Below are 12332 nucleotides of genomic sequence, written 5' to 3'. Positions count from 1 at the left end.
GGAGCCGGGGCGGGTCAGGGCCCCCCGGCGCCGGGCACGACGAGCCGCTGACCCGGCAGGAGCCGGTGCGGTCCGTCCGGGAGCACCGGCCGGTTCAGCTCGTACCAGCGGGGCCATGCACGGGCGACCTGCTGGTCGGAGGCCTCCGGGCCCAGGTGGGCGGCGGCCAGGGACCACAGGGTGTCCCCGCGCACGACCGTGACGGCGCCGTCCACTGTGCGCTCCGCCACCGAGGGGCCGGTCCGCGGGAAGCAGGGATCCGGATCCGTCGACGGCGCGGGGGCGGACTCCCCGCCCGGGGCGGGCTCGCGGTCGGGGCCGGGTCGGGGTCCGGCACCGGGGGCGGGCGCCGGGCCCGGTGCCTCCGGGGCGGGGGTCGTCTCCTCCGGGGCGGACGTCGTCCCCTCCGCGGCGGGGGCCGAGTCCTGCGCGGACGCCCCGGCGCCCCAGAACGGGGAGGGGGCATCGACGGCGACCGCCGCCGGGGCCGCGAGCAGCTGCAGGCCCAGTGCCGTGGCCGCCGCGCGGCGCAGCAGGGCGGGGGAGCACCGCCCGCAGACCCCGGCCAGGCGCTCCCAGCGGTGGTGACCTGCCAGCACCGCGAGCACCGCCAGGGCGGTGGCCAGGATCCAGGCCGCCACCACGGCGCAGCCGAGCACGGCCGCCGCGAGCCCGATCAGCGTCCCGGTGTCCGGGCCCCCGCCGGTGCGGACGCCGCCCGCACCGGCCAGGGCTGCGCCGCAGGCCGCGGTGGCCGCACCCAGGGCGGGCACCAGGAGCACAGACCACAGCGGAGCGGACGCGGTGCTCGCAGATCCTGGGGTGCCGATCATCTGATCTCCCTGAAAGTGAGCTTTCATGTCGTTTGACAGCATTTGTTGCTGTTTGACGTCGTGAAGCATTGCTAGCACCCCCTGGGTGCCGGTGTAAAGGTCTCAGCGGCCCGCGGTGGACATAACGTTCCTTGACGAGGGCAGGGCGGACGCCTACGTTGAGGCCCTGCGCGACCGGACGGCCCGGGAGCCGGAAGGGGAGGCCCTGCAGTGCGCTGGGAGCAGCTGTTCGCGGACCTGGAGGCGCAGCTGGCCTCCGCGCACCAGCAGGGCGTGGAGGAGGAGGCGGCGGAGCAGGCCCGCGCGGAGTACTCCCGGGTGCGCCTGACCGACCGGCTGCGCCTCCGGCAGGGCGAACCCGTTCGGGCCCTGCTCACCGGTGCCGTCCCGCTCGAGGGCCGGGTTCGCACGGTGGGCGCCGGCTGGGTCGTCCTCGAGGACCGGGGCACCGAGCACCTGGTGCCGCTGGGAGCCGTCCTGTGGTGGGAGTCCCTCGGCCGGGGGTGGGCGCCCGGTGACGACCCGCTGGCCCTGCGGCTCGGCCTGGGGCACGCGCTGCGCGCCCTGGCCCGGGCCAGGGCCGGGGTGCGGATCCGGCTCGCCGGCGGTGGACCGCTGGGCGAGCTCGAGGGGACGGTCGACCAGGTGGGCGCGGACTTCTTCGACCTGGCCCTGCACCCCGACGACGACTACCGCAGACGGGGTAGCGTGACCGCGCTGCGCGCCGTGCCGTTCCCCGCGCTGGTCTGCGTCTCCTCGCTCACGGCGGGGTGAGACGGTCGGTAGCGTGACCGCGCTGCGCGCCGTGCCGTTCCCCGCGCTGGTCTGCGTCTCCTCGCTCACGGCGGGGTGAGACGGTCGGCGGCGGCGTCCCGGTGGATCAGTCGAGCGCGCCCGAGCGCACCGCCTCCGCCGTCCGCTCGTAGCCGCGGGCGATGTACTCCTCCAGCTTGGCGGTCTCGACGCGCCACTGGCCGCGGCCGCCCACCTGGATGGCGGGCAGCTCCCCGCTGCGCACGAGAGCCCTCGCCTGCGTCGCCGAGATGTTGAGGATCTCGGCGACGTCCGCCAAGGTCAGGAAGCGCTGCTGCGCCATCCTCCGCCTCCTTGCTCGTGGTTGCTCTCCCGTTCCAGTCTGCCACCGAAGAGGCGCAACGGCTCCCCGTCCACATGCGGCGTCGCCACCGCCCGCCCCGGGCGGGCACGGGTGGCCGGGGCGCGCCTCCTGTCCCCAGTTGTGCACCGACCGGTTCCCGGGGCACTACGGCCGCGGGCAGAATGTGGGCCACGAGCACGGTCCCCACGGCCGTGCGGGCAACGAGAGAGGCGGTCGCCGATGAGCGGCACGGTCAGGGGCACGGACGCCCCGTCGGCCCGGTTCCGGAGACCGACCTGGCGGGACCCGAGGCTGCTCACCGGGCTGCTGCTCGTGCTGCTCTCCGTCGCCGGGGTGACCGCCGTGGTCACCGCCACGAACCGCACGGACCCCTACCTGGCGGCCGCCCGGGACATCGAGGTCGGCCAGGACGTGACCGGGGAGGACCTGGTGGCCGTCGACGTCCGGCTGCAGGACGCGGCGGACCTCTACGTCCCGGCGGACGCGGCACCGGGGCCGGGCACGGTCGCGACGCAGCGGATCCCGGCGGGCCAGCTGCTGCCGGGGTCCGCGCTGGGCACCGCGGACCGGCTGGACCGCAAGCCGGTCGCCGTCCCGGTGGACCATCCGCTGCCCCAGGACGCCGGGGCGGGAACGCGCGTGGACGTCTGGGTCGCCGCCCAGAAGCCCTCCGGCCGCGGCCACGAGCCGGCCCGCCTGCTGCTCCCGGCGGCCGAGATCGCCGGCGTGCAGACGGAGCAGACCGCCCTCGGCGCGGGCCGCGGCACCGTGGTGCACGTCCTGGTCGAGGAGGACCCGATGGAGGAGCTCGTGGACGCGCTCGGCAACGACGCCCGCGTCACGCTCGTGTGGAATCCCGCGGGCGGCCGGTGATGGTCCTCCCGGTCATGGCCCTGGGGGTCTCCACCTGGCCCCTCGTCGACGGCATCGAACGGCTGCACGGACCGGTCACGGTGGTCCGCCGATGCCTCGACCTCACGGAGCTGCTGGCCGCGGCGCGCGCCGGACTCGGCCGGGCCGCCCTCGTGGCGGAGGGCGCCGAGGACCTCACGGCGAGCCTGCTCGAGCAGATCCGGCTCGGCGGCGCGGCGCTGCTGGTGCTGGAGGGCCACGACCACCGCCGCCTCGCCGGTCTCGGCGCCGTGGTCGTCCCGGAGCGGGCGGCCCCCGAGGACGCCGCCCGCCTCGTCGAGGAGGCCGTCGCCGCCGCGTCGGGCGCACCGAGCGGGGTGGGCTACGCCGACGTCGTCGCGGCGGGCCGCGCCGACGGAACCGCCGCCGTGCCCGGCGCGCCCGCCCCCGCGGCCGGCGGGCACCCGCAGGAGGGGGAGGACGGCGACGGGGCCGAGTCCCCGGCACCCCGCGGCGCCGGGCGGATCGTGGCGGTGTGGGGGCCCACCGGAGCGCCGGGCCGGACCACGGTGGCCGTCAACCTCGCCGCGGAGCTCGCGCTCCTGGGGCAGGACACCGCACTCGTCGACGCGGACACCTACGGACCCTCGGTGGCCGCGGCCCTCGGGATGCTGGACGAGGCGGCGGGTCTCGCCCAGGCGTGCCGGCTCGCCGACCAGGGGCGGCTGGACGGGGTGAACCTGCGGCGGACGGCCGCCGACGTGGCCGTCGCCGGGCGCACCGTCCGGGTGCTCACGGGGCTGACCCGTCAGGACCGCTGGCCGGAGCTGCGCTCGAGCGCCGTGGCGGCGGTGCTGGAGCGCTCGGTGCAGGAGTTCGGCTCCACGGTGGTGGACTGCGGCTTCGCGCTGGAGGCCGACGAGGAGCTCACCGTCGACACCATGGCTCCCCGCCGGCACGCGGCGGCCCTCACGGTCCTGGAGCGCGCCGACGTGGTGGTGGCCGTGGGCGCCGCGGACACCATCGGCGTGCCGAGGCTGCTGAAGGCGCTGCCGGACGTCGCCGCGGCCGCGCCCGGGGCCCGGCTCGTCGTCGCCGTCAACAAGCTGCGCCGCTCGGCGGCGGGACGCTCACCCGAGCTGGGGGTCCGGGAGGCGTGGGCGCGGTTCGGCTCCGGCCCGTCGGTCGAGCTGTTCGTGCCGTGGGACCCGGAGACCTGCGACGAGGCGCTGCTGGCCGGGGCCGTCCTCGCGGAGACCGCGGCGGGATCCTCCGTGCGGGCCGCGCTCCGGGAGCTGGCCGGCCGGGTGCTCGCCGAGCCCGGGGAGGCGGGGGCGGACGAGGACCCGCTTGTGCGCGGTACTAGGCTGGGCGGCAGGATCGGGGCCTGGCTGCGGCGCTGATCGCGGGGGCGCCGTCCGGCCCCTCCCCACCTGCGACCACCGGAGGCGACGTGGCGTTCACGGAACCGCTCAGGGACACCAAGGACTTCGGGCCCGGGGACTACGAGTGGCTCCACCTGCTCGTGGGGGACTGGCAGCTCATCTCCGACCTCGCCTTCGGCGATCTGATCCTCAGCTTCCCGGCCGACTACATCCCGGCCGCGGGCAGCGGCAACGGGCGAGGCATGCCGGCCCCCGGCAGCTCGTTCCGGGTGCTCGCCCACGTGCGGCCGGCGACGGGTCCCACGGTCTTCCACAAGGACATGGTGGGCGAGCTGCTGCCCGACGAGCTGAGCGGGCCCCTGCGGGCCGCCTGGGTCGGCCGGCGGATCGAGCGGGTGCGCCCGTCGGGGGAGGGGGCCGGCGCCTCCGGCCCGGTCAAGGTGGTCCCGCTCGTGCGCAAGGGGCGGACGCTCGCCCTGCTGACCCTGCACGCCGGACGGGCACCGAGTCAGGTGGTCTCCCGGCAGGAGATCGTCTACCGCGAGACCGCCGACGCGCTGCTGCGGATGGCCAACGAGGGCCTGTGGCCGGACTTCTCCGCCCCGACGGGCTCGCGCCGCGGCGCCCCGCGCGTCGGGGACGGCGCTATCCGGCTCGACGCCGAGGATCGCGTGACCTACGTCTCGCCCAACGCGGAGTCGGCGCTGCGCCGGCTGGGGATCGACGGGGAGCTGCTCGGGGAGCGGCTCATGGACCTCGTGCCTCCCGTGCTGGTGCCGGGGGCGGACTCGGACGAGACCCTCGCCCCCGTGCTCAGCGGCCGGACGGCGTGGCGCAGCGAGGTGGAGGGCGCGCGCGTGAGCGTGAACTTCCGCTCCGTCCCGCTGCGGGACCGGTCCGGACGGCTCGGCGCGGTGCTGCTCTGCCGGGACGTCACCGAGCTGCGCCGCCGGGACCTGGAGCTCGTCTCGAAGGACGCGACCGTGCGGGAGATCCACCACCGCGTCAAGAACAACCTGCAGACGGTCTCCGCGCTGCTGCGCCTGCAGGCCCGGCGGATGACCACGGACGAGGCGCGGCACGGGCTGGAGCAGGCCATGCGCCGGGTCGCGACCATCGCGATGGTGCACGAGACGCTCTCCCAGGGGTTCACGCAGAATGTGGACTTCGACGAGCTCATCGCCCGGCAGTTCCGGCTCGCGGCGGAGGTGGCCGCGCCCGAGCAGACGGTGCACACGCGGATCATCGGGGAGTTCGGGGAGCTGCCGACCCGCCTGGCCACCCCACTGGCGCTCGTGATCAACGAGCTCGTCACGAACGCGGTCGAGCACGGCCTCGCCGGGCGGACCGGCACGGTCACCCTGGAGGCGTCCAGGGTGCGGGACGAGGACGGCGCCGGTCAGCTGCTCGAGGTGGTGGTGAGCGACGACGGCGCCGGGATGGGCGACGTGGTCATCGAGGAGTCCGGGGTCGGCGCCTTCCGCAGGGCGGGCGGCGGCGAGGGGCTCGGGATGCAGATCGTGCGCACCCTCGTGGCGGGCGAGCTCGGGGGCTGGATCCGCTGGGAACCGCGGCAGGGCGGGGGCACCGAGGTGACGGTGTGCGCCCGCCTCGACGACTGATCCGGCGAGGGCCCGGGAAGCGGCGAGGACCGGGACCCCGCAGGGTTCCCGGTCCTCGGTGCGAGCGGAGCGCTCAGGAGGCGCGGCGGGCGCGGGCGGCGCGGCGCTTGAGGGCGCGGCGCTCGTCCTCGCTCATCCCGCCCCAGACGCCCGCGTCCTGGCCGGACTCGAGGGCCCACTGCAGACAGGTGTCCATCACCGGGCAGCTGCGGCACACGGCCTTCGCCTCCTCGATCTGCAGGAGAGCAGGTCCGGTGTTGCCCACGGGGAAGAACAGCTCGGGATCCTTCTCCAGGCATGCTGCGCGACTACGCCAATCCATGGTCAGCGATCGCTCCTTTCAAGGGTGGGTCCCGTCGGGGCAGGGCAGAAGGATCCTGCGGCGGCCGCGTCCGGGACAAGAGAAAAGGCCCATTCGCACGGGCCTTGTGAAGAACTGACGTCCACCTTCCCACGCCGGAGGGGTGCGGACAAGGGCTTTGGGTGGCGCGTCACAGCCGGGTCGGTGAGGCGTTGCTCACAGGACGCCCGGGGCGGGCCGCCGCACGATCCGCACGGCAGGCCGCGCCGGCGGCGGGCGGACTAGGGTGGCGGGGAGCGCCGGGGCCCGCCGCCCGGCCGGAAGGAGAACCCCATGCCCACCCCCTCCCGGGACGCCCGGCCCCGCGCGGTCGCGGTCCTGACCGGCGTGGTGCTGCTCGAGGCCCTGGTCCTCGCCGGGGCCGCCCTGCGGCTGGTCTGGTCCCTCCTGTTCGAGGAGCCCCTGACCGTGGGCGGAACGGTCTTCCTCGCGGCGGTCTTCGCCGGGGGCGCCCTGTGGCTGCTGCGCGTGGGCCGGGGCCTCTGGCGCGGCTTCCGGTGGCCCCGCGCGGCCGCGCTCGTGGTCCAGCTCTTCCTCCTGGTGCTCGCCTACCCCCTGCTCCGGTCGGGGCAGTGGGGGCCCGGGCTCGCGACGGCGGTGCCGGCCGTCCTCGTCCTCGTCCTGCTCTTCCGGCCGGGCGTGCTGGCGTGGACCAGCCGCACCGTCCGGTGAGCGGGTCCGCCCGGCCGGTCCCCGCGGCCCCGGGGCGCGCCCGCCCGGGACGGCCGGGCAGGACCAGTACAGTTGGAGCGCCCGTGCCCGCCGTCGTCGTGCCCGGCCCCCGTCCGTTCCGTCCCCTCCCGTCGAGCAGCTCCGAACAGGTGGTCCCGTGACTCCCCGCCGCATCGTCATCGTCAGCCGCATCTTCGCCCCCGAGCCGGCCGCCGCGTCCTTCCGGCTGCGGGCCCTGGCCCGTGGCCTGACCGAGGCGGGGGCGGAGGTCACGGTCCTCACCACGCGCCCGCCCGCCGGGTCCGTCATCGAGCCGGAGCCCTACGACGTGCGCCGGTGGCCCGTCCTGCGCGACCGGTTCGACTACGTGCGCGGGATCGTCCAGTACCTCAGCTTCGACGTCCCCGTCCTCTTCCGGCTGCTGGCCACCCCGGCCGACCTCGTGGTCAGCGAACCGCCCCCCACCACGGGGATGGCCGTGCTCGTCTCCTCGCTCCTGCGGGGCCGTCCCTACGTCTGGTACGCCCCCGACATCTGGACCACCGCCGCCGAGAAGATGGAGGTCTCCGCGCCGGTGAAGCGGGCCATGCGCGTCATGGAGACCCTCGCGGCCCGGCGGGCCGCGGGCGTGCTCACCGTGTCCGAGGCCATGGGCCGCGAGCTGCAGTCCGTCACCGGCGTGGCCTGGGAGAAGGTGCTCGTGGCGGAGAACGGCATCGACACCGACGTCTTCCGCCCCGACGGACCGGTGGCCGAGCCCGGCGCCCCCTACTTCGTCTACGCCGGGTCGATGTCCGAGTGGCAGGGCGCCGACGTCTTCGTCCGCGCCATGCCCCGCGTCCTCGAGGCCCACCCCGACGCCCGCCTGCGCTTCTTCGGCAGGGGCTCCGACATCGACCGCGTCCAGGAGATCGCCGAGCGGCTCGCCCCGGGGAGCGTGCTCTTCGAGGGGCTGCGTCCCGCCGCCGAGACCGCGGAGTGGACCCGGGGGGCCGTCGCCGCCCTGGGCGCGGTGCTCCCGGGCATCGGCTACGACTTCACCAAGCCCACCAAGATCTACGCCGCCGCCGCGTGCGGGACGCCGGTCGTCTACGCGGGGGCGGGGGTCGCGGCCGAGCTCGTGCAGGACAACGGCCTGGGCGCGGCCGTCGACCACGACGCCGACGCGGTGGCCGAGGCCATGATCGCCGCCCTCGACCGCCGGCTCGACCCGGCGCTGGCCGAGGACAACGACCGGGAGCGCCGCCGCCGGGCCGCATGGGCGGCCGAGAACGCCTCCCTGGCGGCCTCCGGTCGCCTCGCCGCCGAGTGGCTGCTCCAGGGCTTCCCCGACTGATCAGGTACTTTGGTACGCAGCGCACGCCCGGCGCGCCCGTGCCGCCCCCTCACCGGCCGGACGCCGGCCGGGCCCACCAGGACACCAACCCCAGGAGTTAGCCCGTGAACGCAGATCTCGTCGTCGTAGGGTCCGGCCTGTTCGGCCTGACCGTGGCCGAGAGGGCCGCCAACGAGCTGGGCCTCGACGTGGCCATCATCGACCGGCGGCACCACATCGGTGGCAACGCCTACACGGAGAACGAGCCCCAGACCGGGATCGAGGTGCACCGCTACGGCGCCCACCTGTTCCACACCTCCAACGAGCGGGTCTGGGACTACGTGAACCGGTTCACCGACTTCACGGACTACGTGCACCGGGTCTACACCCGGCACCACGACGAGGTCTTCCCCATGCCGATCAACCTCGGCACGATCAACCAGTTCTTCCGCGCGGCGTACTCGCCGGCCGAGGCCCGGGCGCTGATCCAGGAGCAGGCCGGTGAGCTCGCGGGGACGGACCCGCAGAACCTCAACGACAAGGGCATCCAGCTCATCGGCCGGCCGCTCTACGAGGCGTTCATCAAGCACTACACGGGCAAGCAGTGGCAGACGGACCCCAAGGACCTGCCCGCCTCGATCATCAACCGGCTCCCCGTGCGCTACACCTACGACAACCGGTACTTCAACGACAAGTACGAGGGCCTGCCGGTGGACGGCTACACCGCGTGGCTCGAGCGCATGGCGGACCACCCCAAGATCGACGTCCGGCTGGACACCGACTTCTTCGACGAGGGCCACGACTACTCCCGCTCCGCCGTCTCCGGGCAGGTCCCGGTCGTCTACACGGGCCCCGTGGACCGGTACTTCGACTACGCCGAGGGCGACCTCTCGTGGCGGACCATCGACCTGGAGCAGGAGGTCCTGCCGATCGAGGACTTCCAGGGCGCCCCGGTGATCAACTACCCGGACCCCGACGTCCCCTTCACCCGGATCCTGGAGTTCCGCCACTTCTACCCGCAGCGGGACTACACCACGGACGCCACGGTGATCATGCGCGAGTTCTCCCGCTTCGCGGAGAAGGGCGACGAGCCGTACTACCCGGTCAACACCTCGGTGGACCGCGAGAAGCTGCTCAAGTACCGCGACCTCGCCCGCGGCGAGGACAAGGTCCTGTTCGGCGGCCGCCTCGGCACCTACAAGTACCTGGACATGCACATGGCCATCGGGGCCGCGCTGTCCATGGTCGACAACAAGCTCAAGCCCCACTTCACCGGCGGGGCCACCATCGAGAGCGGGGGAGTGGACGCGTGACCGCGACGACCCAGGACACCGAACGGACCGGCACCGAGGGCACCTCCTACCGGGTGCTGCAGGAGCTCGTCTTCCCGGCCAAGGACCGTTTCCCGACCCAGCCCCTCTACCTGGACTCCCGGGCGGACACGGGCACCGCCGCCCAGCAGGAGGACACGAAGGAGCAGCGGCCCCAGATCGTGGTCAACGTGGCCTCCGACGCCGGGGCCGCCAGCGGCGTGGCGATCCTCGGCCGCACCTCCGTGCGCGTGCCGGCCCGCAGCACCGTGTCCTTCGCCACGTACTTCAACGCGTTCCCGGCCAGCTACTGGCGGCACAACACCCACCTGCGCGAGGTCGTGCTGCGCGTGCGCACCACGGGCCGCGGCTCGGTGAACGTGCACAGCTCCAACGCGCGCGGCGAGTCCGTGCCCGTGTCGGTGCACGAGGTCTCCGGCGCCGAGCGGCTGACCGAGGTCGTGCTGCCGCTGAAGGCCTTCGCCGACGGCGGGTGGTACTGGTTCGACGCCACCGCGGCGGACCAGGAGCTCGAGGTCCTGGGCGCCCAGTGGCTGGGCGACGGCACCGGCACCACGGAGGGGTCCGTGACCCTCCAGATCACGACCATGAACAAGCCCTCCTACTGCCTCACCAACGCCCGCCGCCTGGACGAGCAGCGGGAGCACCTGCCGCAGGTCGCGCAGGTCGTGATCGTGGACCAGGGCAACCAGAAGGTCGTCGACGAGCCGGGCTTCAGCGAGGTCCAGGAGCGCTTCGGCGACCGGCTGCGCGTCATCGACCAGGGCAACCTGGGCGGGGCCGGCGGCTTCGCCCGCGGCATGTACGAGGCCGTGCGCGCCGACAGCACCTACGTGCTGCTCATGGACGACGACGTCGAGATCGAGCCCGAGGCCGTGCGCCGGATCAGCGTGTTCGCCGACTTCTGCAAGCGGCCCACGCTGGTCGGCGGGCACATGATCGACCTGCTCAACCCGACGAAGATCCACAACTTCGGCGAGGCCATGGACCCGTACAGCTTCCAGTACGGCCCCGCGGGCGAGGGCGTGGAGATCGGCCACGACTTCCGCCGCAGCAACCTGCGCAGCACCGCGTGGATGCACCGCCGCATCGAGGTGGACTACAACGCGTGGTGGATGTGCCTGATCCCCACGCAGGTGGTCCGCGAGATCGGCCTGGCGCTGCCCGTGTTCATCAAGTGGGACGACGTCGAGTACGGCATCCGGGCCAAGGCGGCCGGCTACCGCACCGTGTCCCTGCCCGGCGTGGCCGTGTGGCACCTGGCCTGGGCGGACAAGGACGACACCATCAGCTGGCAGGCGTACTTCCACAAGCGCAACCAGCTCGTGGCCGCCCTGCTGCACTCCCCGTTCGACCGCGGCGGCGAGGTGCTCGGGCGCAACGGGATCAAGGACCTGCGGCACCTGCTGTCCATGCAGTACTTCGCGGAGGAGGCCCGGGTCCTGGCCCTGCGGGACGTCCTGGCCGGGCCCGAGGCCCTGCACGAGCTGCTGCCCCAGCGGATCCGCGACGTGCGCCGGATGATGACCCAGCACTCCGACGCCGTCTACGAGGCGGACCTGGACGCCTACCCCACGGTCGCGTCGGCCAAGCCCCTGCGGACCCGGCGGCTCTCCGCCCCGCACGGGCTGAAGGTGCTCACCTCGGCGACCACCGCCGTGGTGCGCCACCTCGCCGTGCGCCCGCAGGAGCAGGCCGAGCAGCACCCGCAGGTGCACCTGCCCTACCAGGACGCCCGGTGGTGGCGGCTGGCCCGCTACGACAGCGCCCTGGTCTCCGCCTCGGACGGCACCGGCTACACCTGGTACAAGCGCTCGCCCCGGGAGGCCCGCGCCCTGATGGCGGAGTCCCTGCGCCTGCACGCCCAGCTGGCCCTGCGCTGGCCGGAGCTGTCCCGCCGCTACCGGGCCGCGCTGCCGGAGGTCACCTCCATGGCGGCCTGGGAGGCGACCTTCCGCGAGCACTCGGAGATCGGCGCCTGATGCCGGCTGCCACGGTCGTCCGGAGGCCGTCCCCCGGGACGGGGCTGCCGGCGGTGTTCCGCCAGCGCTACCTGCTGAAGCTGCTGGTCGACAAGGAGCTGCAGATCCGCTACCGGGGCACGGTCCTCGGGCTGCTGTGGTCCTACGTCAAGCCGGGGATCCAGTTCGTCGTCTTCTACGTGGCCCTGGGCATCTTCCTGGGCCTGGAGCGGGGGATGGAGAACTACGCCGTGTACCTGTTCTCCGGGATCATCCTGATCAACTTCTTCTCGGAGTCCTTCGGCAACGCAGCGCGCTCGATCGTGGCCAACGCGAGCCTGATCAAGAAGATCTACCTGCCCCGGCAGATGTTCCCGGTCGCGTCCGTGTGGGTCGCCGGCGTGCACCTCATGCCGCAGCTGGTGGTCATGCTCCTGGCCGCCCTCATCGTGGGCTGGTCGCCCACGTGGATCTCCCTGCTGGCCGTGCCCGCGGCGCTGCTGATCGTGGGTCTGCTGGGGGCCGGTCTGGGCATGCTCTTCGGCGCGGCGAACGTGTTCTTCCGCGACGCCGAGAACTTCGTGGACCTGATCGTCATGGTCAGCACGTGGTCCGCCCCGGTGCTCTACTCCTGGACGATGGTCCGGGACGTCCTGGGCCCGGTGTGGTTCGCCGGGTTCATGCTCAACCCCCTGACCGTGGCCGTGGAGCTCTCGCACGCGGCGTTCTGGCTGCCGACCACCACCCCCGGCGCCCACGAGGTGCCGCCCCACCTGTTCTCCCTCTGGACGCCGGTGGCGCTGCTGGTGGTCACGGTCGTCATGTTCCTGGGCGACCTGCTGTTCCGTCGCCTCGAGGGCCGATTCGCGCAGGAGCTGTGACG

Annotated in this window: 12 protein-coding genes; 9 read left to right on the top strand and 3 right to left on the bottom strand. The window is 74.0% G+C overall.

Annotated features, from left to right (window positions below; genetic code table 11):
* Nucleotides 1-14: 14 nt before the first annotated feature.
* Nucleotides 15-833: a LysM peptidoglycan-binding domain-containing protein gene (locus E7Z53_RS20635; protein WP_176337612.1), complete on the bottom strand. Its 819-nt coding sequence runs from the start codon at nucleotides 831-833 to the stop codon at nucleotides 15-17.
* A 210-nt stretch (nucleotides 834-1043) separates the two neighbouring features.
* On the opposite strand from E7Z53_RS20635, the gene E7Z53_RS08845 reads away from it, so the two are divergent.
* On the top strand, nucleotides 1044-1607 hold the full coding sequence (locus tag E7Z53_RS08845; RefSeq protein WP_017833631.1) for a hypothetical protein: 564 nt from the start codon (nucleotides 1044-1046) through the stop codon (nucleotides 1605-1607).
* Between the two features lie 106 nt (nucleotides 1608-1713).
* Here E7Z53_RS08845 and E7Z53_RS08840 read toward each other — a convergent pair whose 3' ends face one another.
* Entirely contained in the window at nucleotides 1714-1929 is a 216-nt protein-coding gene (locus E7Z53_RS08840; RefSeq protein ID WP_017833632.1) for a helix-turn-helix domain-containing protein, read from the bottom strand.
* A 240-nt stretch (nucleotides 1930-2169) separates the two neighbouring features.
* Here E7Z53_RS08840 and E7Z53_RS08835 point away from each other — a divergent pair, with 240 nt between their 5' ends.
* From E7Z53_RS08835 to E7Z53_RS08825, 3 genes are all read left to right on the top strand, one after another.
* On the top strand, nucleotides 2170-2823 hold the full coding sequence (locus E7Z53_RS08835; protein WP_017833633.1) for an SAF domain-containing protein: 654 nt from the start codon (nucleotides 2170-2172) through the stop codon (nucleotides 2821-2823).
* Nucleotides 2824-3047: 224 nt separating this feature from the next.
* Nucleotides 3048-4205, top strand: a complete 1158-nt coding sequence (locus E7Z53_RS08830; RefSeq protein ID WP_440941482.1) for an AAA family ATPase — start codon at nucleotides 3048-3050, stop codon at nucleotides 4203-4205.
* A 50-nt stretch (nucleotides 4206-4255) separates the two neighbouring features.
* A complete protein-coding gene (locus E7Z53_RS08825) occupies nucleotides 4256-5809 on the top strand; it encodes a sensor histidine kinase (protein WP_176337611.1) in 1554 nt (517 codons plus the stop codon).
* A gap of 73 nt (nucleotides 5810-5882) precedes the next feature.
* On the opposite strand, the gene E7Z53_RS08820 is transcribed toward E7Z53_RS08825, so the two are convergent.
* Nucleotides 5883-6131, bottom strand: coding sequence for a WhiB family transcriptional regulator (locus E7Z53_RS08820; RefSeq protein WP_017833636.1), 249 nt, complete (start codon nucleotides 6129-6131; stop codon nucleotides 5883-5885).
* A gap of 312 nt (nucleotides 6132-6443) precedes the next feature.
* Between E7Z53_RS08820 and E7Z53_RS08815 the strand changes: the two genes are divergently transcribed.
* The 5 genes from E7Z53_RS08815 (at nucleotide 6444) to E7Z53_RS08795 (ending at nucleotide 12330) form a co-directional block, all read left to right on the top strand.
* Nucleotides 6444-6842: a hypothetical protein gene (locus E7Z53_RS08815; RefSeq protein WP_017833637.1), complete on the top strand. Its 399-nt coding sequence runs from the start codon at nucleotides 6444-6446 to the stop codon at nucleotides 6840-6842.
* A 157-nt stretch (nucleotides 6843-6999) separates the two neighbouring features.
* Nucleotides 7000-8178 (top strand): glycosyltransferase family 4 protein, encoded by a 1179-nt coding sequence (locus E7Z53_RS08810; RefSeq protein ID WP_017833638.1) that lies wholly within the window; start codon nucleotides 7000-7002, stop codon nucleotides 8176-8178.
* A 104-nt stretch (nucleotides 8179-8282) separates the two neighbouring features.
* A complete protein-coding gene (gene glf / locus E7Z53_RS08805) occupies nucleotides 8283-9470 on the top strand; it encodes a UDP-galactopyranose mutase (RefSeq protein WP_017833639.1) in 1188 nt (395 codons plus the stop codon).
* Entirely contained in the window at nucleotides 9467-11470 is a 2004-nt protein-coding gene (locus E7Z53_RS08800) for a glycosyltransferase (RefSeq protein WP_017833640.1), read from the top strand. Before glf ends, E7Z53_RS08800 begins: the two co-directional genes overlap by 4 nt.
* A complete protein-coding gene (locus tag E7Z53_RS08795; RefSeq protein WP_017833641.1) occupies nucleotides 11470-12330 on the top strand; it encodes an ABC transporter permease in 861 nt (286 codons plus the stop codon). Before E7Z53_RS08800 ends, E7Z53_RS08795 begins: the two co-directional genes overlap by 1 nt.
* Nucleotides 12331-12332: the final 2 nt, after the last annotated feature.

The organism is Kocuria salina (assembly GCF_013368965.1).
Classification (GTDB): domain Bacteria; phylum Actinomycetota; class Actinomycetes; order Actinomycetales; family Micrococcaceae; genus Kocuria; species Kocuria rosea.
The sequence above is the reverse complement of the archived record's forward strand: the minus strand, read 5'-3'. Positions and strand labels throughout refer to the sequence as shown.

Bases quoted from the DNA above. Each gene is read 5' to 3' on its own strand.
- E7Z53_RS20635 (WP_176337612.1), bottom strand. From the start codon at position 833: ATGATCGGCACCCCAGGATCTGCGAGCACCGCGTCCGCTCCGCTGTGG.
- E7Z53_RS08840 (WP_017833632.1), bottom strand. From the start codon at position 1,929: ATGGCGCAGCAGCGCTTCCTGACCTTGGCGGACGTCGCCGAGATCCTC.
- E7Z53_RS08835 (WP_017833633.1), top strand. From the start codon at position 2,170: ATGAGCGGCACGGTCAGGGGCACGGACGCCCCGTCGGCCCGGTTCCGG.
- E7Z53_RS08820 (WP_017833636.1), bottom strand. From the start codon at position 6,131: ATGGATTGGCGTAGTCGCGCAGCATGCCTGGAGAAGGATCCCGAGCTG.
- E7Z53_RS08815 (WP_017833637.1), top strand. From the start codon at position 6,444: ATGCCCACCCCCTCCCGGGACGCCCGGCCCCGCGCGGTCGCGGTCCTG.
- E7Z53_RS08795 (WP_017833641.1), top strand. From the start codon at position 11,470: ATGCCGGCTGCCACGGTCGTCCGGAGGCCGTCCCCCGGGACGGGGCTG.